19 protein-coding genes are annotated in these 22868 nt (G+C 74.0%); 16 read left to right on the top strand and 3 right to left on the bottom strand.

Features of this window, described 5'->3' with window-relative positions:
• The first annotated feature begins 56 nt into the window (after positions 1 to 56).
• The 5 genes from JOF36_RS18995 to JOF36_RS18975 all read left to right on the top strand — a co-directional run bounded on the left by JOF36_RS18995 (position 57) and on the right by JOF36_RS18975 (position 7634).
• The gene (locus tag JOF36_RS18995) at positions 57 to 1499 is read left to right on the top strand and encodes a cytochrome ubiquinol oxidase subunit I (protein WP_210028442.1); all 1443 of its coding nucleotides are present in this window, start codon (positions 57 to 59) and stop codon (positions 1497 to 1499) included.
• Positions 1500 to 1509: 10 nt separating this feature from the next.
• Positions 1510 to 2544, top strand: a complete 1035-nt coding sequence (cydB, locus tag JOF36_RS18990) for a cytochrome d ubiquinol oxidase subunit II (protein ID WP_210028440.1) — start codon at positions 1510 to 1512, stop codon at positions 2542 to 2544.
• Positions 2541 to 4331 (top strand): thiol reductant ABC exporter subunit CydD, encoded by a 1791-nt coding sequence (gene cydD, locus JOF36_RS18985; protein ID WP_210028438.1) that lies wholly within the window; start codon positions 2541 to 2543, stop codon positions 4329 to 4331. Before cydB ends, cydD begins: the two co-directional genes overlap by 4 nt.
• Complete coding sequence (gene cydC, locus JOF36_RS18980; protein WP_210028435.1) at positions 4328 to 6052, top strand: thiol reductant ABC exporter subunit CydC; 1725 nt, start codon at positions 4328 to 4330, stop codon at positions 6050 to 6052. The genes cydD and cydC overlap by 4 nt, the downstream gene beginning before the upstream one ends.
• A 151-nt stretch (positions 6053 to 6203) precedes the next feature.
• Positions 6204 to 7634, top strand: a complete 1431-nt coding sequence (locus tag JOF36_RS18975) for a GH39 family glycosyl hydrolase (RefSeq protein ID WP_210028431.1) — start codon at positions 6204 to 6206, stop codon at positions 7632 to 7634.
• 84 nt (positions 7635 to 7718) lie between these two features.
• Here JOF36_RS18975 and fabG read toward each other — a convergent pair whose 3' ends face one another.
• Positions 7719 to 8477, bottom strand: coding sequence for a 3-oxoacyl-ACP reductase FabG (gene fabG / locus JOF36_RS18970; protein WP_210028427.1), 759 nt, complete (start codon positions 8475 to 8477; stop codon positions 7719 to 7721).
• 212 nt (positions 8478 to 8689) lie between these two features.
• Between fabG and JOF36_RS18965 the strand changes: the two genes are divergently transcribed.
• The 7 genes from JOF36_RS18965 (at position 8690) to JOF36_RS18935 (ending at position 15646) form a co-directional block, all read left to right on the top strand.
• Positions 8690 to 9445, top strand: a complete 756-nt coding sequence (locus tag JOF36_RS18965; RefSeq protein ID WP_210028424.1) for a class I SAM-dependent DNA methyltransferase — start codon at positions 8690 to 8692, stop codon at positions 9443 to 9445.
• Positions 9446 to 9532: 87 nt separating this feature from the next.
• Positions 9533 to 10528 (top strand): iron-siderophore ABC transporter substrate-binding protein, encoded by a 996-nt coding sequence (locus JOF36_RS18960; protein ID WP_210028419.1) that lies wholly within the window; start codon positions 9533 to 9535, stop codon positions 10526 to 10528.
• A 25-nt stretch (positions 10529 to 10553) separates the two neighbouring features.
• Complete coding sequence (locus JOF36_RS18955; RefSeq protein WP_210028414.1) at positions 10554 to 11315, top strand: SDR family NAD(P)-dependent oxidoreductase; 762 nt, start codon at positions 10554 to 10556, stop codon at positions 11313 to 11315.
• 106 nt (positions 11316 to 11421) lie between these two features.
• Entirely contained in the window at positions 11422 to 13731 is a 2310-nt protein-coding gene (locus JOF36_RS18950; protein ID WP_210028412.1) for a xanthine dehydrogenase family protein molybdopterin-binding subunit, read from the top strand.
• Positions 13732 to 13798: 67 nt separating this feature from the next.
• Entirely contained in the window at positions 13799 to 14380 is a 582-nt protein-coding gene (locus JOF36_RS18945) for a hemerythrin domain-containing protein (protein ID WP_210028408.1), read from the top strand.
• Entirely contained in the window at positions 14377 to 15198 is an 822-nt protein-coding gene (locus JOF36_RS18940; RefSeq protein WP_307862462.1) for a family 1 encapsulin nanocompartment shell protein, read from the top strand. Before JOF36_RS18945 ends, JOF36_RS18940 begins: the two co-directional genes overlap by 4 nt.
• 115 nt (positions 15199 to 15313) lie before the next feature.
• Positions 15314 to 15646 (top strand): GYD domain-containing protein, encoded by a 333-nt coding sequence (locus tag JOF36_RS18935; RefSeq protein ID WP_210028401.1) that lies wholly within the window; start codon positions 15314 to 15316, stop codon positions 15644 to 15646.
• Between the two features lie 247 nt (positions 15647 to 15893).
• Here JOF36_RS18935 and JOF36_RS18930 read toward each other — a convergent pair whose 3' ends face one another.
• On the bottom strand, positions 15894 to 17471 hold the full coding sequence (locus tag JOF36_RS18930) for a Na+/H+ antiporter (protein ID WP_245352182.1): 1578 nt from the start codon (positions 17469 to 17471) through the stop codon (positions 15894 to 15896).
• 102 nt (positions 17472 to 17573) lie between these two features.
• Here JOF36_RS18930 and JOF36_RS18925 point away from each other — a divergent pair, with 102 nt between their 5' ends.
• From JOF36_RS18925 to JOF36_RS18915, 3 genes are all read left to right on the top strand, one after another.
• Positions 17574 to 18107 (top strand): YbhB/YbcL family Raf kinase inhibitor-like protein, encoded by a 534-nt coding sequence (locus JOF36_RS18925; RefSeq protein ID WP_210028395.1) that lies wholly within the window; start codon positions 17574 to 17576, stop codon positions 18105 to 18107.
• Between the two features lie 8 nt (positions 18108 to 18115).
• A complete protein-coding gene (locus JOF36_RS18920) occupies positions 18116 to 19237 on the top strand; it encodes a hypothetical protein (protein ID WP_210028391.1) in 1122 nt (373 codons plus the stop codon).
• A gap of 207 nt (positions 19238 to 19444) precedes the next feature.
• Positions 19445 to 19909, top strand: a complete 465-nt coding sequence (locus JOF36_RS18915; RefSeq protein ID WP_210028388.1) for a nitroreductase/quinone reductase family protein — start codon at positions 19445 to 19447, stop codon at positions 19907 to 19909.
• A gap of 13 nt (positions 19910 to 19922) precedes the next feature.
• On the opposite strand, the gene JOF36_RS18910 is transcribed toward JOF36_RS18915, so the two are convergent.
• A complete protein-coding gene (locus JOF36_RS18910; protein WP_210028386.1) occupies positions 19923 to 21641 on the bottom strand; it encodes a class I adenylate-forming enzyme family protein in 1719 nt (572 codons plus the stop codon).
• 135 nt (positions 21642 to 21776) lie between these two features.
• Between JOF36_RS18910 and JOF36_RS18905 the strand changes: the two genes are divergently transcribed.
• Positions 21777 to 22868, top strand: a complete 1092-nt coding sequence (locus JOF36_RS18905; RefSeq protein WP_210028385.1) for an AbrB family transcriptional regulator — start codon at positions 21777 to 21779, stop codon at positions 22866 to 22868.

Genomic DNA, 22868 nt, shown 5'->3' with positions numbered 1-22868 from the left:
TCTACGTACGGTAGAACTACTACTGGACGTAGAACTTCGCGGAGGGCGGGGCCGGTATGGACGCGTTGGACCTGGCACGCTGGCAGTTCGGGATCACGACGATCTACCACTTCCTGTTCGTGCCGCTGACGATCGGCCTCTCGGTGATCGTCGCCGCGCTGCAGACCGCGTGGTACCGCACCGGCCGCACCGAGTACCTGCGGGCGACCAAGTTCTTCGGCAAGCTCTTCCTGATCAACTTCGCGATGGGTGTCGTCACCGGCATCGTCCAGGAGTTCCAGTTCGGGATGAACTGGAGCACCTACTCGACCTTCGTCGGCGACGTCTTCGGGGCGCCGCTGGCGATGGAGGCGCTCATCGCGTTCTTCCTCGAGTCGACCTTCATCGGTCTGTGGATCTTCGGCTGGGACCGGCTGCGCCGCGGCGTCCACCTGGCCTGCATCTGGGCCGCCGCGATCGGGTCGAACCTGTCGGCGTTCTTCATCCTCGCCGCGAACGCCTGGATGCGGAACCCGGTCGGCTACGAGGTCGACCAGGCCACCGGCCGCGCCCGCCTCACCGACATCGGCGCCGTGCTGGGCAACCCGCAGGCCTGGTCGACCTACCTGCACGTGGTGGCGGCGGCGTTCGTCATCGCGGGCCTGTTCGTCGCCGCGGTCAGCGCCTGGAAGCTGATGCGCGAACGCAGGCCCCGCGACGGGGACGTCACACCCCACGCGTCCGAGCGCGAGCTGTTCCGCACGAGCATGCGCGCCGGGTTCCTGGTCACCGCGATCGCCGGAGCGCTCGTCGCCGTCTCCGGCGACCACCAGGCCAAGCTGGCCACCCAGCACGAGCCGATGAAGATCGCCGCCGCCGAGGCGCTCTGGCAGACCGAGGAGTCCGCCGGGTTCTCGCTGTTCGCGGTCGGTGACATCCACGGCAGCCGCAACCACATCAACGTCCAGATCCCGGGCGTGCTCAGCTTCCTCGCCACCGGTGACCCGTGGGGCACCGTGCAGGGCATCGAGAACGTCCAGGCCCAGTACGAGGCGTTCTACGGTCCCGGCGACTACCGGCCGAACATCGCCGTCCTGTACTGGTCGTTCCGGCTGATGATGGGCCTCGGCCTGTCCGGTGTCGCCGTCGCCGTCGCCGGGTTGTGGCTGACGCGCCGCGGCCGGCTGCCGGGCAACACCTGGATGTACAAGGTCGTCGTCGCGGCACTGCCCGCGGCGCTGGCCGGCAACATCTTCGGCTGGGTGCTCACCGAGATGGGCCGCCAGCCGTGGACCGTGCACGGCGAGCTGCTGACCGCGGCCAGCGTCTCCCCCGGTGTGAGCCTCGGCCAGGTCGCGTTCTCGCTCGCTGCGTTCACGCTGCTCTACGGCGTGCTGGCGGTCGTGGAGGTCGGACTGCTGTTCCGCTACGTGAAGGCGGGCCCCGGCGCGGTGATGCCCTACGCCGACGACCCGCCACCCGAGCCGACCGAGCGCCGCGACCCGGCGTTCAGCTACTAGAGGGGTCGTCATGGACCTGCCCACGATCTGGTTCCTGGCCGTCGCCGTGCTCTGGACCGGCTACCTCGTCCTGGAGGGCTTCGACTTCGGTGTCGGGATGCTGCTGCGCGTCCTCGGCCGCTCCGAGGAGGATCGCGAGGTCACGCTCGGCGCGATCGGCCCGGTGTGGGACGGAAACGAGGTCTGGCTGATCGCGGCGGTCGGGGCGATGTTCGCCGCGTTCCCCGCCTGGTACGCGGCCACCTTCTCCGGCTTCTACCTGCCGGTGCTGCTCGTGCTGCTGGCGCTGATCGTGCGCGGGGTCGGCCTGGAGTACCGGCCCAAGCGCGACGACGCCGCGTGGCGGCTGCGGTGGGACGTCTGCATCGGCGTCGGGTCGCTGGTCCCGGCCTTCGTGTGGGGCATGGTGCTGGCCAACCTCGTCCGCGGCCTGCCCACGATCCGCACCGCACCCGGCAACGGCGCGAACACCGTCGTCACCGCGTCGCTCGGCGATCTCGCGAACGGCTACGCCCTGCTCGGCGGCGCGGTCACCACAGCACTGTTCCTGCTGCACGGCGCGGTGTTCCTGGCGCTGAAGACCGACGGCCCGGTGCGCCGCCGGGCGCGGCGCTTCGCCGTACGCGCGGTGCTGCCGGTCCTGCTGCTGACGGTGGCGTTCCTGACCGCCACGCTGGCCCTGCGCGACCCGGCGTGGACCACCCCGGTGGCCTGGGCGTCCGGGCTGGCGCTGGCGCTGGCCGGGATCGCGGTGCTCCTCGGCCGCGAGGGCTGGGCGTTCACCGCCACCGCGCTCGCCGTCGGCGGGCTGTCGGTCGTGCTGTTCGGCCAGCTGCACCCGGAGCTGCTGGTCTCGACGACCGACCCGGCGCACACCCTGACCGTCGCGAACGCGGCGTCGGCCCCGTACACGCTGACCGTGATGAGCTGGGTGGCCGTGGTGTTCCTGCCGCTGGTGCTGCTCTACCAGAGCTGGAGCTACTGGGTCTTCCGCAAGCGCCTCGGCGGCGAGCGCGTCGAACCGCAGGTACCGGCGCCACGATGAGCACCACGACAAGCACCCCGACTCGAGCCGGCGGCCCGCCGGTGGACCCCAGACTGCTACGGACGGCGAGCGCGGTCCGTGTGCACCTGCTCGTCGCCGCCGCATGTGGTGTCGCCGCGACCGGACTCATCCTGGCCCAGGCCTGGCTGGTGTCGCAGGTGATCGCCGGCGCCACCCCGTCCTGGGGCACCGACGGGGCGCTCCAGGGCGCCGGCGCCGGCCTCGACGCCCTCGCCGGGCTGGTCGCGGCGGTGGCCGTGGTGGCCCTGGCGCGCGCGCTGCTGTCCTACGGCGCCGAGTCCGCCGCGCTGCGCAGCGCGGCCCGCGCCAAGTCGCAGCTGCGGATGCGCCTGGTCCGCCGGCTCGCCGCCGCACCGCCCGACCCGTCGCGCTCGACCGGCGAGATCGTCACCCTGGCCACCCGCGGGCTCGACGCGCTCGACGACTACTTCGCCCGCTACCTGCCCCAGCTCGTGCTCGCGGTGCTGGTCCCGGTCGCGGTGCTGGTCGTCGTCGCCGACGCCGACTGGATCTCGGCGATCGTCATCGGGGTCACGCTGCCGCTGATCCCGGTCTTCATGGTGCTGGTCGGGATGCACACCCGGGCCCGCACCGAGCGGCAGTGGCACCTGCTGTCCCGGCTCGGCGGGCACTTCCTCGACGTCGTGCAGGGCTTGCCGACGCTCGCGCTGTTCCGGCGGGCCGGCGTCGTCGCCGAGAAGGTCCGCGACACCACCGACGAGCACCGCCACGCCACGATGGGGACGCTGCGGGTGGCGTTCCTGTCCGCGTTCGTGCTCGAGGTGCTCGCCACCCTGGCGGTGGCGCTGGTCGCCGTCGAGGTCGGGCTACGGCTGCTCTACGGCGACCTCGACTACGCGACCGCGCTGTTCGTGCTGATCCTCGCCCCGGAGGCCTACCTGCCGCTGCGCGAGGTGGGCGCCCGCTTCCACGCCAGCATGGAGGGCGTCGCCGCCGCCCAGCAGGTGTTCGCCGAGCTGGACCGCCCGGCCGGGGGTGCGGCGGGCGGGACCACACCGCCGCCCGTCCCCGATCCGGCGGGCCGCGGACTGGTGGTCGACGACCTGCGCGTCCGCTACCCCGGCGCATCCACCGACGCCCTCGCGGGACTGTCGCTGCGCGTGCGTCCCGGCGAGTCCGTGCTGCTGCGCGGCCCGTCCGGCTCCGGCAAGTCGACGCTGCTGGGCGTGCTGCTGGGGTTCGTCGCACCCACCGGCGGGACGGTCCGGATCCCGGGCCGCGATACCGCCACGCAGGCCGCCGACCTCGCCGAGCTCGACCTCGAGGCGTGGCGGCACGGCATCGCCTGGGTCCCGCAGCAGCCGCACCTGTTCGCCGGGTCGGTCGCGGACAATGTCCGGCTCGGCGACCCGGACGCCTCCGACGCGGCCGTGCACGCGGCCGCCCGCCGCTCCGGGCTCGACGCGGTCGTCGCGCGGCTGCCGCGCGGCTGGGACACCCCCCTCGGGGAGGGCGGGTCCCGGCTGTCGTCGGGCGAACGGCAGCGGGTGGCGCTGGCCAGGGCGTTCCTGCGCGATGCCCCGCTGGTGCTGCTGGACGAGCCCACCGCACACCTCGACCCGGACTCCGCGGCCGCCGTGCGCGCCGCGGCCACGGAGCTGCTGCGTGGGCGGACCGCGCTCGTCGTGGCCCACGACGCCGGCTGGGCCGAGCACACCGACCGCACCGTCGGTATCGAACACGGCAGCGCCACCCAGCACAGCGGTGCCGTCGAGCACGGTGACGCCGTGGCGGCCCGGCGATGAGCGCCCCCGGCACCACCCCGACCGGCACCGCCGCCCTGGCCCGCTCGGTGTTGCGCCCGCAGGCCCGCGGGGTCCTCGGCGGCGCGCTGCTCGGCGCGCTGGCCACCGCCTGCGGTGCCGGGCTGCTGTCATTGGCCGCCTGGCTGATCGCCACCGCGGCCCAGCACCCGTCGGTGACGGCGCTGTCGGTCGCCGTCGTCCTCACCCGGGCGCTGGGCGTCGGCCGCGGGGTCGCCCGCTACGCCGAGCGCCTCGTCGGCCACGATGCCGCGCTGCGCGCGCTGGCCGACCTGCGCAACCGGGTCTACGCCCGGCTCGCGGCCACCGAGCCGATCCACCGGTTCCGCTCGGGTGACCTGGTGTCGCGGCTGGTCAGCGACACCGACTCGGTGCAGGACCTGGTCGTGCGCAGCGTCCTTCCCCTGGGCGCCGCCACCCTGGTCGGCTCCGGTGCGGTGCTGCTGGCGACCGCGCTGCTCGTGCCCGGCGGCGTGCTGCTCGCCGCGGGGCTGCTGCTGGCCGGTGTCGCCGTCCCCGCGGTCGCCGCGGCGCTGTCGCGCGGTCCGGCCGCGCGCGCCACGCGGGCGCGGGCCCGGCTCTCGACCGGCCTGGTGGACCTGCTCGACGGCGCGCCCGATCTCATCGCCCACGGCGCCACCGACCGGGCCGTGCGCGCGGTCGAGGCGGCCGACGCCGAGCTCACCCGCACCGCGCGCCGTGACGCCGCGCTGCTCGGGCTGGGCGCCGGGGCAGGCGCGCTGGTCGCCGGGCTGACCCTGGCCGCGACGCTGCTGCTCGGTGTCGCCGCCGTCGACGCCGGCACGCTCGGCGCCGTCCCGATGGCCGTGCTGGTGCTCACGGCGCTGGCCGCCTTCGAGATCGTCGCCCCGCTCCCGGCCGCCGCCGCGAAGCTCGCCACGGTGCGCGCGGGGCTCGCCCGGCTGGTGCCGGTGCTGGCCGCCGAACCGTCGGTAGCGCGCCGCGAGCCCGGACCCGCACCGCTGCCCGCCCGGGGGGCGCTGCGGATCCGCGGGCTGAGGGTGGCCCACCCGGAGCCGGACGGGACGCCCGGGCCCGCCGTGCTCGACGACCTCGCCCTCGACGTCGCCGAGGGCGAGCACGTCGCGCTGGTCGGGGCGAGCGGCTCGGGCAAGTCGACCCTGGCCGCGGTGCTGTTCCGGTTCCTCGACCCGCTCACCGGGTCGGTCACCCTGGGCGGCCACGAGCTGACCACCCGCCCGCCGGACGAGGTGCGCCGGGTCGTCTCCGGCGTCCCGGCCGATCCGCACGTGTTCGACTCGACCGTGCGAGAGAACCTGCGCCTCGCCGCGTCCGGGGCGACCGACGCCGAGCTGAGCGGCGTGCTGCACCGGGTGGGGCTGGCCGGCCTCGACCTCGATCACGAGGTCGGCGCGCACGGCGCCCGGCTCTCCGGCGGGATGCGCCGCCGGCTCGCGCTGGCCCGCGCGCTGCTCGTCGACCCGGCCGTACTCGTCCTCGACGAGCCCACCGCGCACCTCGACCCGGACACCCGTGACGCCGTCCTGGACGACCTGCTGGCCGCCGCGGCGGGCCGCTCGGTCGTGCTGATCACCCACGACCCGGCCGTCCTCGACCGGGTCGACGCGGTGTACACGCTGCGGGACAAGCGCCTGCGCCGCCGTCGCGGACCTGATGGGCAGGACCGTGAACCGCGCCCCTACCCTGCTCCGAACGCCTGAACGCGGGCTGCGACCGACCGGCTGCAACCCGCTCTCAGGTGGATCACAGCGGCCCGCTGCCAGTCTGGGCACCGGCCACCCGACGACACGGTCTCGTCGGAGCGGCCACGGAACGTGTCAGCGACCGTGTCAGAACGTGAGGTCCCAACCCGTGCGAGCGTCCCGCCGTCCCTCCCCGACGAGGCCACCGCGACGGCTGCTGCCGTCCCCGGCGACCGGCTCGGCCTCGCGCCGGGTGTCCGCCCTGGCCGTACTCCTGGTCGGAGTGCTCGCCCTGGCCTCCTGCACCTCGGGCGGCCCGGAGACCGGCGGCCCACCGCCGACCGCGCTGGAGGCCTCCGCCCGCGCCCTCGACCTGAACGAGGGCTGGACCTGGGAGAAGCAGCCCGGCCCGATGGAGCTCGGTGTCACCCACACCCAGAACAGCCTGGACGACACCGAGCCGGCCGCCGCCCGGCAGCGCGGCGCCGACATCCTGTCCAGCCTGGGCCCCGAGTACCAGAACCACCACCTCATGGGCTTCGGGACGCTGAACCCCGAGCCGGCGCCGGGCCAGTTCGAGTGGGGTTCGCTGGATCGCCGGATGGAGCTGACCCAGGAGACCGGCGGCAAGGCGATGCTGACGCTGTGCTGCGGCCCGGACTGGATGAAGGGCGGCCCGCCCGGCGTCACCGCGTGGGACAAGCTCGAGCGCCAGGTCCTGCCCGAGCACTTCGACGACTACGCGAACCTGGCCAAGGAGGCCGTGGCGCGCTACCCGCAGGTCGACCGCGTCCTGGTGTGGAACGAGCTCAAGGGCTTCTACCACGAGGAGCAGAACCGCTGGGACTACGAGGGCTACACCGAGCTCTACAACAAGGTCTACGAAGCGGTGAAGTCCGTCCGGCCGGACGTCCAGGTCGGCGGCCCGTACGTCGTCATGAGCAGCGTCCCGCCGGACTCCCCCGACGCCTCGCCCATCCGCGGCCCGTGGGGCGCGCTGGACCAGCGTCCGCTCGACGTCATCGAGTACTGGCTGGCCAACAACGTCGGCGCGGACTTCATCGTCGTCGACGGGGCGACCACCAACCGCGGCCAGCAGGACGCGATCTCCCCGGTCGACGTCGGGGCCGACAAGTTCGCGGTGATCGACCGGTGGATCCAGGAGCGGACCCAGCTGCCGATCTGGTGGGGCGAGTTCTACGCGAACGTCCCGGCCGACGCCCAGGCCGGCTACGGCACCCCGGCCAGCGCCGTGTCGACGCTCGCCGTCCTGCAGGCGATGGCCCGCTCCGGCACCCAGGGTGCGCTGCTGTGGGGCCCGGAGGGCAGTGACGACCTGGAGTACTCGTCGCTGTGGAGCCCGGCCACCGAGGAGGACGGCGGGCAGCCGACCCCGCTGACCGACGCCTGGCGCTGGCTGGTCCCCAAGCTGCGCGAGGGTGATGTCGAGCTGGGCCGCGCCCAGGGCTCCACGCTCGGCGCGTTCCGGGCCGCCGACGGTGCGGTGCTGCTGATGAACTTCAGTGCCGACCCGGTGCCGGTCCCCGGCCAGGAGGCCATCCCCGGCTGGGCGATCGTCCCGATGGAGAGCAACGCCTGACCCGGCACCACTGATCCGGTGCCGTACGACGACGGGACCGGCCCACGGTAGGTGGGCCGGTCCCGTTCGTATGTCGGCCGGTGCTCAGGCCTTCGGGCCACCCGCCACGTAGATGACCTGGCCGCTCACGAACGACGACCGCTCGTCGACGAAGAACGACACGGTCTGGGCGATGTCCTCCGGGGTGCCCGGACGCTGCACCGGGATCTCGGTGGCCCGCGACGCCTTGAACTGCTCCCAGTCCACGCCGAGGCGCTCCGCGGTCGCCTTGGTCATCTCCGAGGCGATGAAGCCCGGGGCGATGCAGTTCGCCGTGACGCCGAACTTGCCCAGCTCGATCGCCAGGGTCTTGGTGAAGCCCTGCAGGCCCGCCTTGGCCGTCGAGTAGTTCGCCTGGCCACGGTTGCCCAGCGCCGAGGTCGACGACAGGTTGACCACCCGGCCCCACTTCGCCTCGACCATGTGCTTCTGCACGGCGCGGGCCATCAGGAACGAGCCGCGCAGGTGCACGCCCATGACCGCGTCCCAGTCGTCCTCGGACATCTTGAACAGCAGGTTGTCCTTGGTGATCCCGGCGTTGTTGATCAGGATCGTCGGCGGGCCGAGCTTCTCGGCCACCGCGCCGACGGCCGCCTCGACGGCCGCGGTGTCGGCCACGTTCGCGCCGAACGCCGCCGCGGTGCCGCCGGCACCCTCGATGGTCTCGACGGTCGCCTTGGCGGCCGACTCCTCCAGGTCCAGCACGGCCACCTTGTGCCCGTCGGCCGCCAGCCGGATCGCGGTCGCCGCGCCGATCCCGCGGGCACCCCCGGTGACGATGGCGGTCCTCTGCTGCTGGGTCATGTCTCTCCTCGCGTCCTCGGTCATCGCCGGTGAAACCGGTGCGGCGCACCGCCGGTGCCCGAGTCGTCGGGTGTCCGGCCGCGCCGCCGGGGTCGATCGTGTCACCCACCACCCGCCGTTGGGCAGGCAACTGTGCGCGATTGCTCACCCGGCCAGGGGCATCCCGTCGACTACCGTCGGGGGTGTCCCGTCCCCGACCACGAGGTGCTTCTATGGCCGTAGAGCGTTCCGAACCGTCCTTCCGGCTCGCACTGCCGGAAACCACCCAGTCCCACGAGCAGGACACGGAGTACTGCGTCGTCGACACCGGCACCGGGTGGACGGAGTACCGGTTCCACGACTACGACGAGCTCTACAAGGTCCCCGGCCTGTACGAGAAGCTGTTCTACGAGGTCCTGCAGTGCCAGTCACCGCCGGTGGTCTGCGACCTGCTCGCCGGGCAGCTCACCGCGGACCGCGTCGACCCGGGCGGCCTGCGGGTGCTCGACGTCGGCGCGGGCAACGGCATCGTCGCCGAGGAGCTCCGGTCCCGCGGGATCGGCAAGGTCGTCGGCGTCGACATCATCCCGGAGGCCAGGGAGGCCGCCGAGCGCGACCGTCCCGACGCCTACGACGACTACCACGTGATCGACCTCACCGCACTGGAGCCGGACCGGGCATCGGCGATCGCCTCCGGCGGCTTCGACGCGATGACCTGCGTGGCGGCACTCGGCTTCGGTGACATCCCGCCGGAGGCGTTCAGGGCCGCGTTCGACATGGTCGCGGTGGACGGCTTCGTCGCCATCACGCTGCGCGACGACTTCCTGTCCGACGGCGACACCACCGGGTTCGCCGGGCTGATCAACTCCATGCTGGAGTCCGGGGAGCTCGAGCAGCTGGACTCCAGCGTCTACGAGCACCGGCTCGCGACGAGCCGGGACCCGCTGCTCTACCGGGCCGTCGTGGCCCGCAAGCGCCGTCCGCGCTAGTCACGGTGCGTCCGCGTCGGCCGCAACGCCGCGACCGACGCGGGCGCGAGTACCCCGCCCAGGCAAGGCTCGGCTAATGTCCGCGCCGTGCTGACAAAGCTCCTCCCCCTGGTGGCCCTGCTGGCCCTGCTCACCGCCTGTTCGTCCGCCGCCCCGGGCGACGGCGCCGATGCACCGGAGGGAGCGGCGGGAGGCCCCTTCCCGGTCCAGGTGGAGCACACCTTCGGGACCACCGAGATCCCGGAACGACCTCAGCGGGTCGTCGCCCTGGGCGTCACCGACGCGGACCCGGTGCTGGCGCTCGGCGTCACCCCGGTGGCCACCGCGTCGTACACCTTCTACGAGCAGACCGGCGGGCTCGGACCGTGGGCCCGCGGGCTCGTGCAGGGTGAGCCGCCGGTGGTCCTGACCGGGGAGCCGAACCTGGAGCAGATCGCGGCACTCGCCCCGGACGTCATCCTCGCCGTCAGCTCGGGCATCGAGCAGCCGATGTACGAGCAGCTCTCCGCCATCGCCCCGGTCGTCGCCCGCCCGGCCGGGACGATTCCGTTCGGTGTCACGCGCGACGACCAGATGCGCACCGTCGCCACCGCGCTCGGGGAGCCCGAGCGGGGCGAGGAGCTGATCCGGCAGGCCGACGCCGCGTTCACCGACGCGGTCGAGGCGCACCCGCAGTTCCGCGGGAAGGTCGGGGCGACCGTGCTGCCGTTCGACGGGAAGTACGGCGCCTTCACCGCCGCCGACGCCCGCGGCCGGTTCATGTCCGGTCTGGGCTTCGTCCAGCCGCCGCGGATCGCCGAGCTCGACGACGGCGAGAGCTTCTTCGTCGAGATCTCCGCGGAGCAGACCGGTCTGCTCGACGGCGACACGCTGGTGATGCTGGCCGACGAGGGCTCGGCGAAGGCCCAGGTCGACGGCGACGCGGTGCTGGCACAGGTCCCCGTGGTCGCGCAGGGCCGGATGGTCGTCCCGGACGCCGACACCCGCGGCGCGATGACCTACAACAGCGTCCTCTCGGCCCCCTACGCGCTGGAGCGCCTGGTCCCGCAGCTCGACGCGGCGCTGAGCCGCGCCGGGTCCTGAGCCGGTCCGGGTTAGGGTCGCGCCCGTGAGCGTGATGGAGCGATTCCGACTGGACGGCAAGGTCGCCGTGGTCACCGGTGCCTCGGCCGGGCTGGGCGTGGCCTTCGCCAAGGGCCTCGCCGAGGCGGGCGCGGACCTGGTGCTCGGTGCCCGGCGCACCGACAAGCTGGCCGACACCGTGAAGCTGGTCGAGGCCGCGGGGCGCCGCGCCGTCGCCGTCGCCACCGACGTGGCGGACCCGGCGGACTGCACGGCGCTCGCACAGCGGGCGATCGACGAGTTCGGCCGGCTCGACGTGCTGGTCAACAACGCCGGGATCGGCACCGCTGTCCCCGCGTTGAAGGAGACCCCGGAGCAGTTCACGCAGGTCATCGACGTGAACCTCAACGGCAGCTACTGGATGGCGCAGGCCTGCGCGGCCCGGATGGAGCCGGGGTCGAGCATCGTCAACATCTCCAGCATCCTCGGGCTGACCACCGCCGCGCTGCCGCAGGCCGCGTACTCGGCGTCCAAGGCGGCGGTCATCGGGCTGACCCGGGACCTGGCCCAGCAGTGGGCCGAGCGCAAGGGCATCCGGGTCAACGCGATCGCGCCCGGGTTCTTCGCCTCGGAGATGACCGACCAGTACAAGCCGGGCTACCTGGAGCAGATGTCCGCGCGGATCCCGATGGGCCGCACGGGCGACCCGGAGGAGCTCGCCGCGGCCGTGGTGTTCCTGGCCTCGGACGCCGGCGGGTACCTGACCGGGCAGACCATCCCGGTCGACGGCGGGATCACCATCACCTGAGCGGCACCGGGAGGGTTGGTCGGTGACACATCAGCCGCTAGCGTGATCACCGACACAACTCCCCCGCCCCACGCGTCGTCGTCGCCGCGTGAGAGGAGCCGCCACGATGTCGATCACCACTCAGGGCTCGTACCTCGGTAACCGGGTACTGCGCACCGAGGACCGCGAGCTGATCACCGGAGCCGGTGACTACACGGCGGACCTGCCGCACCCGGGGGCCTACCACGCGGTGTTCATCCGGTCCCCGATCGCGCACGGCACGCTCGGCGCGATCGACGTCGACGAGGCCCGGGCCCTGCCGGGTGTCGAGGCGGTCCACACCTTCGACACGCTCGGGCTGCCGCCGCGGGCCGGGCTGCCCGGGGTCGTCCCCGACACGATGTCCCGGCCGCACCTCGCCCACGGCAAGGTCCGGTTCGTCGGTGACATCGTCGCCGTCATCATCGCCCGGACCGCCGCCCAGGCCCAGGACGCGGCCGAGGCCGTCGTCCCCGACATCGAGCCGCTCCCGGCGGTGACCGGCTACGAGGCGCCCCTCGCCGACGGCGCGGGCCTGCTGTTCGACGACGCCGGGACCAACGTGGCCGCCGCGGGCGGCACCGGTGAGATCGAGGGCCTGTTCGACGGCGCCGACCACGTCGTGCGCGCCACCTTCGTCAACCAGCGCATCGCCGGCGTCCCGATGGAGCCGAACGGGTGCGTCGCGGTCCCGGGCGAGCCCGGCGGCGGCGTCACGATGTGGCTGCCCACCCAGACCCCGCACGGGGCGCAGGCCGCGCTCGCCGGGGACCTCGGCCTGGAACCGGATCTGGTCCGGGTGATCGCACCGCGGGTCGGCGGCGGGTTCGGGCCGAAGGCCTTCGAGTACATCGAGTGGTCGATCGTCGCCCGCGCGGCCCTGCTGCTCGGGCATCCGGTGCGGTGGACCGAGACCCGCTCGGAGAACATGCTCGCGATGGTCCACGGCCGCGCCCAGCGCCAGGACGTCGAGCTCGGCCTGACCCGCGAGGGCCGGATCGTCGGGCTGCGGGCCGGGGTCGTCGGCGACGTCGGGGCCTACCCGATGATCGGCACCATCCTGCCCACCCTCACCCACCTCATGTCCCAGGGCGTCTACGACATCCCGAAGATCGAGTTCTCCTGGCGCTCGGTGGCCACCAACACCACCCCGGTCGGCGCCTACCGGGGCGCCGGGCGCCCCGAGGCGACCCAGATGCTCGAGCGGGTCCTCGACATCGCCGCCGACGAGCTCGACCTCGATCCCACCGAGCTGCGCCGGCTGAACTTCATCCCGCCGGAGTCGTTCCCGATGACCACGGTGACCGGCGCCCCCTACGACAACGGCGAGTACGCCCGGACCCTGGACGCGGCGATCGAGGCGGCCGGCTACCGCGAGCTGTGCGAGCAGCAGCGGGCCCGGCGCGCGGCGGGCGACCGGTCGCTGCTGGGCATCGGCGTCGGCTGCTACGTCGAGGTCACCGCCCCGCTCGGGCTCGACGGCGAGTGGGGCTCGGCCCAGGCGCACCCGGACGGCGGCTTCACCGTCTCGGCGGGCACCAGCGCGCACGGCCAGGGTCACGAGACCGCGTTCGCCCAGGTCGCGTCGGCAGTGCTGAAGGTCCCGATGGAGAAGATCCGTCTCGTCCAGTCGGACACCGCACAGGTGCCGCGCGGCGCCGGCACGCTCGGGTCGCGCTCGCTGCAGACCGGCGGCAGCGCGATCCACTCCGCCTCCGGCGAGCTGGTGAACCGGGCCAGGGAGATCGCCGCGCACCTGCTGGAGGCCTCGGTCGACGACATCGAGCTCACCGAGCAGGGCCTCGGCGTGCGCGGGGTCGCCGACCGGGTGGTGACCTGGGCGCAGGCCGCGGCCGCGGCGGAGGACGGCAGCGGCCGGGCCGACGGCGCCGCCGCGGCCCTGCGCGAGGAGCTCGACTTCACGCAGGGCCAGTCCAGCTTCCCGTTCGGCACGCACATCGCCGTCGTCGAGGTCGACGCCGACACCGGCCGGGTCTCGCTGCTGCGCCACGTCGCCGTCGACGACTGCGGGAAGATCCTCAACCCGATGCTGGTCGAGGGCCAGCAGCACGGCGGGATCGCGCAGGGGATCTCCCAGGCGTTGTTCGAGAACGTCGGCTACGACGACGACGGCAACCCCACCTCCGGCAACCTGGCCTCGTACACGATCCCGTCCGCCGCCGACCTGTGCGGGTTCGAGGCGTCCACCACCGAGACGCCGACACACCTGAACCCGCTGGGGGCCAAGGGGATCGGCGAGTCCGGGACGATCGGGTCGACGCCTGCGGTGCACAACGCCGTCGTCGACGCGCTGTCGCACCTCGGCGTCCGGCACGTGGACATGCCGCTGACCCCGCAGAACGTGTGGCGGGCGCTGTCGACCACCACGACGGCCTGACCCCCGCCGTCCGCCCGGTACGGTCTTCGCCGTGCCGGGCGGGCGGCGCGGACCTACGCTGCGGATCGTGCCCGACATCACGACGCTGATCCTCGACGACCACGCCTGGTTCCGGAGACAGTTCGCGGACCTGGACGAGCTCCAGGCCCGCGCGGGGACCGATCCGCGCGAGCTGTCCCGGCTGTGGGAGCCACTCGCCGCCCGGCTCGACGTGCACGCCATCGCCGAGGAGAAGATCTTCTACCCGCAGTTGCTGGCGCACGGCGAGGACCCCGAGGAGGAGACCCTCGACGCGATCGGGGACCACAACGAGATCCGGGACGGGGTCGCGCGGGCCGAGCGCAACCCGGTCGGTTCCCAGGAATGGTGGGCCGGTGTCTGGGACGCCCGCCGCGCCAACGACGAGCACATGGCCGAGGAGGAGAACGAGGGCCTGGCCAACTTCCGCCAGAGCGCCACCTCCGGGCTGCGCGACTCGCTCGGGCAGCAGTTCGCGGAGTTCCTCGAGGCCCACCCCACCACCGCGGGCCTCGACAACACCGACCAGGACCCCGAGGCCTACGTCGAGCGGGTCGAGGAACGCCTCGATCCCTCCACCGCGACGACCGCCGGCCTCGGCATCGGCAGTCTGAAGGGACAGAACCAGTGACCGTGCAGGACCATCTCCTCCGCGACAAGGCGCCGATCCCGGTCACGGCCTGGAAAGCGATCGACGACGAGGCCCGGGAGCGGCTCACCCCGCTGCTGGCCGGACGCCGGCTCGCCGACTGGGGCGGGGCCGCCGGCTGGGAGACCTCCTCGGTCTCGCTCGGCCGCTCGACCCGGCTCGGCGGCCCGCCGCCCGGGGTGGCGGCCGGGCGTGCCACCGCCCGGCTGCGCCGGGTCCAGCCGCTCGCCGAGTTCCGGGTGCCGTTCACGGTGTCGCGCGACGAGATCGACGACCTCGAGCGCGGCGCCCAGGACCCGGAGTTCGACGACCTCGCCCGGGCCGCCCGGGAGGCCGCGGAGATCGAGAACCGGGCGATGTTCCACGGCTGGCCGGACGCGCTGATCGAGGGCGTCGTCGAGTCCTCGCCCCACCCCGCGCTACCGCTCGGTGAGCAGGCCGACCACTACCCCGGCATCGTCGCACGGGCAGTGGACCGGTTGCGCTGCAGCGGGATCGAAGGCCCGTTCGCGCTCGCGATCGGCCCGCAGGGCTTCACCCGGATCGCCGAGACCGCCGAGCACGGCGGTTATCCGCTGTTCGACCACCTCACCCGGATCCTCGGCGGGCAGATCCTGCGCGCACCGGGGCTGGACGGGGCGCTGGTCGTCTCTCAGCGGGGCGGCGACTTCGTGCTCGACGTCGGCCAGGACATCGCGATCGGCTACTCCGACCACGACGCCGGCGAGGTGCACCTCTACCTGGAGGAGTCCTTCACCTTCCGGGTCACCGAGCCCGACGCGGCGGTGGTGCTGCGCTGACTCCTCCGCTCCTGCTGCGAGCGGCCCGTAACCCGGGAGAGATCGGCGGCGAGTAGCCCGGCACGCCTCCGCCGTCCCGGCGAGGCGATCGAGCCGATCGAGCAGGGAGGACGCGATGCCCAAGTACGTGTTGTTCTTCTCCTACACCGCCGAGGCGTGGAGCAGGATGATCCAGAACCCGGGCGACCGGACAGCCGCGGCACGCGCGGTGGCCGAGGGGGCCGGGGGCAGTCTGGAGTCGATCTACCTCATGTTCGGCGGCCACGACGGAATGGCGATCTGTGACCTGCCCGACGCCGAAGCGGCCGCCGCGGCGTCGATCGCGGTGAACAGCTCGGGTGCGTTCCGCAGCGTGGAGACCCGGGAGCTGATCGATCCGGGACGGCTGGTCGCGGTGCTGGGCAAGGCCGGTGAGGCGGCCGGGGTCTACCGGGCCCCCGGCACCTGATCCGGACGCGGCGGTCGTGCCGAGCTGCTCGCCTGTGGGAGCCGGTCAGCGGTGTCCCGGCTCCGCGGCCGGGACACCGTTCACCAGGTCCGCGTCGTAGGTCAGCAGGTCGCCGGACCGGGTTCCGCGCTCGGCGTGATCACCCGATGAGTGCCGATCCGTGCCATCCGTGGCACCGATCGGCACTGAAATGACGATCACTCGGGCGCTGCCGGACGCCAGGCCGTCGGGCGTCTGCCGCGCTCGGTCAGTCGAGCAGCACCGTCCGCAGGTCCAGCCGGCGCAGCACCCGGTCGGCGGCGTGCGGGTCCACCCCGGGCTCCCGGCGGGCGGAGAGCACCTCGGCCCGGGCCGCGGCCAGTGCCGAGGCCTCCGCCTCGGCCAGCTGCCCGCGTACCGCCTGGATCGCGGCGAGCCGCTGCCGGTCCTCCTCGGTCGCCGTCTCACCGGACAGCACGCCACCCAGGCGTTCCATCCGCTCGCGCAGCCGGGTACCGACGTCGTCGGGCAGGTGCCGGATCCCCCGTTCGAACTCGACGGTCGCCATCGCGGCACGGCGGGCCCGGAGCACGATCTCCCGCTCGGCGCGCCGCTCGGCCTCGGCCTCGTCGTCCACGCCGAGCGCCCGCACCAGCGCGGGCAGGGTGAACGCGGGCAGCAGCAGCGTCACCACGAGCACCGAGATCGCGATGAGCACCAGCTCGGACCGGAACGGGAACGGCGCGCCGGACGCGAGCGTCACCGGCAGGGACAGCGCCAGCGCCAGGGTCGCCAGCCCGCGCATGCCGCACCAGGCCAGCAGCACCGCCTCGCGTCCGGTACGGGGCACCGAGGTCGCGTCGTCACCGCGGCGCACCACCCGCCAGGCCACGAACATCCACAGTGTCCGGACGGCGACCACCACGACGCAGACGACCGCGGCGTGCCCGAGCATCCGGGGCAGTTCGTCCCCGGCTCCGGTCACCACCTGCCGCAGGTCCAGCCCGATCAGTCCGAAGGCGACACCGGTGGCCAGCAGCTCCACCACGTCCCACAGCGACGTCTGGGTGATCCGCTCCGCGGCCTCGTCGGCGCCCGCCCGGGCCCGCAGCTGCAGCGCCAGCACGACGACCGCGACCACCCCGGACGCGTGGACCTCCTCGGCGGCCAGGTAGGTCGCGAACGGCAGCACCAGGGTCAGCGCGCTGCGACCGGTGGTGTCGGTGAGCCTGCCGAGCACGGTGCGGGCCAGCCAGGCGACCGCGAGACCGAGGACCACGGCGCCGGCCGCACCGGCGACGAACCGCCACCCCAGGCCGAGCGGGCTGAGCTCGTCGCCGGAGACGGTCGCGAGCACCGCCGTCTGGAACACGACCAGCGCGATGGCGTCGTTGAACAGGCCCTCGCTCTGCAGCACCGCGATCAGCCGCCGCGGGATCGCCACCTGCCCGGCGACGGCCTCGACCGCGACCGGGTCCGGCGGCGCGACCATGGCCCCGAGGGCCACCGCCGCGGTGAGCGCGATCCCGGGGACCAGCGCCCATGCCGTCGCGCTGACCGCCGTGACGGTGACCAGTACCAGCGCGACGGCCAGCAGCGCGATCGTCCGCCAGCGGGCCCGGAACAGTGCCCACGACGTGCGCTGCGCGGTCGCGAACAGCAGTGGCGGCAGGAACAGCGGCAGGATGAGGTCCGGGTCGACGGCGAACCCGTCGGGCAGGCCGGGGACCAGCGCCGCGACCGCGCCGAGCACGACCATCAGCGCCGGCCACGGCAGCCGCAGCCGCTCCCCCACCCCGACCAGCACGACCGCGGCCAGCATCAGGCCGACGACGAGCAGCAGCATCTCCACACGTGCCAGCCTGCACACTCGCCTGCCGGACGGAACTCGGCGCGCCGTGCCAGGATCGTGCGGACACCCGCATCCGATTCGAGGAGGTCGTCCACAGTGCCCCGCAACCCCTACGACGAGCTGCCCCCGGTCCCGTCGTTCACCGTGACCAGCGATGACGTCGCCGAGGGCTCCGCGCTCGCCACACCCCAGCTCTCCGGCATCTTCGGCGCCGGCGGCGAGGACGTCTCCCCGCAGCTGTCCTGGACCGGTGCCCCCGAGGGAACCCAGTCCTATGTGGTCACCTGTTACGACCCGGACGCCCCCACCCTGTCCGGGTTCTGGCACTGGGCGGTGCTGAACATCCCGGCGTCGGTGACCTCGCTGCCCGCGGGCGCCGGTGACGAGGCCGGTTCCGGGCTGCCCGAGGGCGCCGTGCAGCTGCCGAACGACGCCGGCCTGGCGCGGTACCTCGGTGCCGCCCCGCCCCCCGGGCACGGTCCGCACCGCTACTTCTTCGCCGTGCACGCGGTCGACGTGCCGTCGCTGGACATCCCCGCCACCGCGACGCCCGCGTTCCTGGCGTTCAACCTGTTCGGCCACACCCTCGGCCGGGCGGTGCTGGTCGGGACGCACGCGAACCTGAGCTGACCGCTGTCGTGGACGCCGACGCCGTCGCCGAGCAGCTCTACCGGGTGCCGCCCGGGGAGTTCGTCGCCGCGCGGGACGACGCCGTCACCCACGCCCGCGATGCCGGGGACAAGGCCGCCGCCCGGGCGATCGCCGCACTCCGGCGTCCCACCCGGGCGGCCTGGCTGACCAACCTGCTCGTCGATGCGGCTCCCGACGAGGTCGAAGGTTTGCTGGCGTTGGCCGGCCCCCTGGCCGACGCGCAGCGCTCGCTGGACGGCTCGGCGTTGCGTCAGGTCTCCGCCCAGCGCAACAAGCTGGTCGGGGCGCTGGCCCGGCGCGCGGCACGGCTCGGCCGGGAGGCCGGGCAGCAGGTCGACTCCGGCCTCGAGCGCGAGGTGCGCGGCGTGCTGGAGTCGGCACTGGCCGACGACGACCTGGCCGCACAGGTGCGTTCCGGGCGGCTGGTGCGTTTCGAGCGGCACAGCGGCTTCGGGACCTTCGGTGCCGACGACGGTGACGGGCGTCGGTCCGGGCCGTCACAGGCTCGGAAGATGGCCCGGCCGAAGAAGGACCCGGGAACGGACTCGGACTCAGAGGACGAGCGCCCGGCCACCGGCACAGGCGCAGGTTCGGGGGCGGCCGCGGACGGCGGCCCGGGCTCCGGCGCAGACACGGACACAGACGCGGACACGGGCTCGGACTCGGACACCGGCACCGGCACCGGCACCGGCGAGCTCGACCGGAAGCGCCGCGAGGTGGACCGGCGCACCCGGGAACAGCGCCGGGCCGAGCGGGAGGAGCGGGAACGCGAGGCAGCCGAACGCCGCGACCGCGAACGCCGGGAGCAGGCGCTCGCCGACGCGCAGGACCGGCTCGAACAGGCCCGGCTCGCCGCGAACGACGCGACCCGGGAACGCGACGACGCCCGGGAACGCGCGGACGACGCCGCCGAGCACCGCGACGACGCCCATCGGCGCGTCGACGACCTGCGTGCGGAGCTGGACCGGGCCCGTGCCGAGGCGACCGAGGCCGACCGCGCGCTCAAGTCGGTCGAGCGGGAGGCGGGCGACGCCGCCCGGCGCGCCCGGCGGGCCGATGCCGAGGTCACCCGCGCCGAGCAGGAGCTCGACGCCGCCCGGGACACCTGAGCACGTCGGTCTCGCACGGGATCTCCTGACCGCCTGCTGCAGGACCGTCCGCATGTCGGCCTGACCCGGGTTGCACACGTACCCGGCCGCGGACCGCCGTCGCCACCGCGGTGTCGGCGCCACCCGTCGCGGAAATCTCCTCGACGCCGGCCCCGCGCGGTGGCACTCTGGGACTCCGTACGCCGTACTGAGCAGGGGAGCCCGCCCGTGATCGACGACCCACGCAGCCTCATCCGCGCCCCGCGCGGACTCAAGGAGATGAACGACGAGTTCCTCGGCCGGCGGGAGCGCGGCGAGCTGCCGTTCGAGCTGCCGGTCCTCACCGTCCCGGGCCGCCGCAGCGGCGCGCCCCGCTCCACCCCGCTGACGGTCCACGAGTCCGGTGGCACCCGGTTCGTCGTCGGCGGGTTCCCGGCCGCCGACTGGATCAAGAACGTCCGCGCCGCGGACGGGCGGGCGACGCTGAGCAGCGCACCCACCGCCGAGCCCGAGCCGGTCGTCCTCACCGAGCTCCCGGCCGACGCCGCCCGGCCGGTCCTGCGGGCCTGGCCGGAGGTGACGCCCGACGGCGTGGAGCTCATGGTCGAGAACGGCGTCGCGGCCGAGCCGACCCCCGAGGCGCTCGGGGAGCTGGCCGGGATCTGCCCCGTGTTCCGCGTCGACCCGGTCTGACCAGGCCCGCACCTCAGCCCGGGAAGGCGTCGCGCAGCTCCCGCTTGCGGATCTTCCCGGTCGCCGTCCTCGGCAGTGGTTCGCCGGTCCAGGCCACGTGGGCCGGCACCGCGAACGTCCCCACCCGGTCCGCGACGGCGGCGCGTACGGCGTCGTCGTCGCGGTCCGCGCCGGGTGCCCCGCGCACCAACGCCGCCACCTCCTCGCCGAGCCGCGGATGCGGGACGCCGTACACCGCCACCTCGACCACACCCGGCACCGCGTGGATCGCGGCCTCGACCTGCGCGGAGTACACGTTCTCCCCGCCGCGCAGCACCACGTCCTTGAGCCGGTCGACGACGTACACCCAGCCGTCGGTGACGTGCCCCAGGTCCCCGCTGCGGAACCAGCCGTCGACGAACGCCGCGGCGTCGGCATCGGGGTCGTTCCAGTACCCGCGCACGATGTTCGGCCCGCGGAACCACAGCTCGCCGATCTCGCCGTCCGGCAGCGGTTCCCCGGACGGCCCGGCGATCCGCAGCTCGGCACCCGGCGCGGGCCGGCCGACGCTGTCCGGCCGGGCCGCGTAGTCCGATCCGGTGTTCGCGCAGATCGCCGACGTCGTCTCGGTCAGGCCGTAGCCGTTGGCCACACCGGCGCCGAGCTCCCGCCCGATCCGGGTCACCAGCTCCGGCGGCACCGGCGCCCCGCCCATGCCGAACGTCCGCAACGACGCCAGGTCCTGCGGGTCGGCACCGTCGAGCAACTCCGCCGTCGTCGACGGGACCCCGTTGGAGCGGGTCAGGCGCTCGGACCGGACGACGGCGCGGGCCTGCTCCGGGTCCCAGCGGTGCAGCGTCGCCAGCTTCGAGCCGGCCAGCACCGCGCCGACCAGGCCGTTGATCCCGGCGATGTGGAACATCGGGTACATCAGCAGCGTGCCCTGCTGCCCCGCGGGCGGTTCGGCGCCGCTGAGCGAGCTTGCGGAGCGAACATCTGCACTTTGCAGTGCCGTGGCGCGGGCCTGCAGCGCGACGTTGTGCAGGTTCGTCACGTGGTTGCGGTGCGTGCCGACCGCGCCCTTGGGACGACCGGTGGTCCCGGAGGTGTAGAGGATCGTCGCGACGTCGTCGGGGCCGGGAGCCGGCAGGTCGTCGACCGAGCCGGGACCGTCGGTACGCAGGCCGAGCGAGGCCCACTCGACGACGCCGGGCGGTGCCTGCGGCCCGGTACCACGCACCCGCACCACCGGAACCGCTCCGGCCGGATCGGCGCCCCACGTCGCGGTCAGCGCCTCCGTCCGCTCCGGATCCGCGACGACCACCCGGGCCCCCGAGTCCGCCACCGCCCAGGCCAGCTCCGCGGCACTCCACCACGCGTTGAGCGGCACGACCACCAGGCCGGCGACCTGCGCGGCGAAGAACGCCACCGGCCACTCCGGGACGTTGCGCATCGCGATCGCGACCCGGTCACCCCGGCGGAGCCCGAACGGGTCGAGCAGCCGGCCCGCCAGGTCCGCGACCAGCGACCGGTGCTCGCCGTAGGTCAGCCGCTCGCCGTAGTAGACGGTGAACGTCCGCTCCGGCCACGCCGCCGTCGTCTCCCACAGCTCGCGCAGCGTGTGCGGGGCGCGGCGGTAGACCCGCATCGGCATCCCGCCGACCTCAACGGTCTCCAGCGCGAACTCCCCGCCCGGCGCGGTCAGACCCGCGATCACCGGCCCGAGCCCGACCTCGTCGGCGTGCTCCGCCATCGGCGCACCTCCTCACCGCCCGTCCTACCCGGTCACGCGCCCGACCGGAAGTAGTTGCGACGGATCAACGACCGTGTGAGGTTTCACCGGGACACCGTCGACCCACCGACCTACCCTCGCAGGCGTGATCCCACGGTGACGGCGTCCGGGCGCCTCCGGAGCATCTGCTGGTGGCGGTGGCTGCTGCTCGCCGTGCTCACCGTCGCCGGCACCGCCGCCCTGAGCGCGCTGGCCGTCCCCTCCCCCGCGTTGTTCGCCGGACTGTTCGTGGCGGCCGCCCTCGCGCTGACCGGCCTCGGCCCCGCCCGGGTCGCGCGGTCGATCACGTCCGGTGGCCAGGCCGTGATCGGGATCGTCATCGGGCTGCTGGCCCGCCCCGACACGCTCGCGGCCGTGGCGGCGCAGTGGCTCCCGGTGCTGCTGATCAGCCTCGGGACGTTGCTGGCCAGCATGGCGGCCGGGCTGTTGATGGGCCTGCAGCGCGGGGTCACCCCGCTCACCGGGATGCTCGCGCAGACCGCGGGCGGTGCCTCCGGGCTGGTCGCGATCAGCCGCGAGCTCGGTGGCGACGAACGCGTCGTCGCGGTGATCCAGTATCTGCGGGTGGGGCTGGTGACGGCGACGATGCCGGTCGTCGCCACCCTCGTCTACGGCGCCCGGCCCGGCTCACCCGGCGACGGCGGCAGCCCCCCGGTCACCGACGCGCCGTGGTGGGTCGGGCTCGTCGTCACCGCGGTCTGCGTGGCCGTCGGGGTACCGCTGGGGCGGCTGGCCCGGGTCCCCGCCGGTTCCCTGCTCGGCCCGATGGTGGTCGCGCTGGCGATCAGCCTGTCCGGGCTGTCGTTCGACGCCTCGGTACCGATGCTGCTGGTCGGCGTGGCCTATGCGGTGATCGGCTGGCAGGCCGGGCTCCGGTTCACCCGCCACGCGCTGAGCACCGTCGCCCGGGTGCTGCCCCTGGCGACGGCGCTGATCCTGGCCGTGGTCGTGGTGTCCGCGGGGCTGGGGCTGCTGCTGTCGCACTTCACCGGGATGACGCTGCTGGAGGGCTACCTCGCGACCACCCCGGGCGGGGTGTACGCGGTGCTGGCGACCGCGATCTCCTCCGGGGTGGACGTCACGTCGGTGCTCGCCGTCCAGGTGCTGCGGGTGATCCTGATGCTGCTGGTCGCGCCGTGGCTCGCCCGGTTCGTGGGACGACGCCTCGGCACCGGCGTCCAGGGCTGA

The organism is Pseudonocardia parietis (genome assembly GCF_017876315.1).
Lineage (GTDB): Bacteria > Actinomycetota > Actinomycetes > Mycobacteriales > Pseudonocardiaceae > Pseudonocardia > Pseudonocardia parietis.
The sequence above is the reverse complement of the archived record's forward strand: the minus strand, read 5'-3'. Positions and strand labels throughout refer to the sequence as shown.

What these genes read in the sequence shown, in the direction of transcription:
- cydB (WP_210028440.1), top strand. Translation starts at nt 1,510, where the DNA reads ATGGACCTGCCCACGATCTGGTTCCTGGCCGTCGCCGTGCTCTGGACC.
- JOF36_RS18950 (WP_210028412.1), top strand. Translation starts at nt 11,422, where the DNA reads ATGTCGATCACCACTCAGGGCTCGTACCTCGGTAACCGGGTACTGCGC.
- fabG (WP_210028427.1), bottom strand. Translation starts at nt 8,477, where the DNA reads ATGACCCAGCAGCAGAGGACCGCCATCGTCACCGGGGGTGCCCGCGGG.
- JOF36_RS18930 (WP_245352182.1), bottom strand. Translation starts at nt 17,471, where the DNA reads ATGCTGCTGCTCGTCGTCGGCCTGATGCTGGCCGCGGTCGTGCTGGTC.
- cydC (WP_210028435.1), top strand. Translation starts at nt 4,328, where the DNA reads ATGAGCGCCCCCGGCACCACCCCGACCGGCACCGCCGCCCTGGCCCGC.
- JOF36_RS18995 (WP_210028442.1), top strand. Translation starts at nt 57, where the DNA reads ATGGACGCGTTGGACCTGGCACGCTGGCAGTTCGGGATCACGACGATC.
- JOF36_RS18935 (WP_210028401.1), top strand. Translation starts at nt 15,314, where the DNA reads ATGCCCAAGTACGTGTTGTTCTTCTCCTACACCGCCGAGGCGTGGAGC.
- JOF36_RS18910 (WP_210028386.1), bottom strand. Translation starts at nt 21,641, where the DNA reads ATGGCGGAGCACGCCGACGAGGTCGGGCTCGGGCCGGTGATCGCGGGT.
- cydD (WP_210028438.1), top strand. Translation starts at nt 2,541, where the DNA reads ATGAGCACCACGACAAGCACCCCGACTCGAGCCGGCGGCCCGCCGGTG.
- JOF36_RS18965 (WP_210028424.1), top strand. Translation starts at nt 8,690, where the DNA reads ATGGCCGTAGAGCGTTCCGAACCGTCCTTCCGGCTCGCACTGCCGGAA.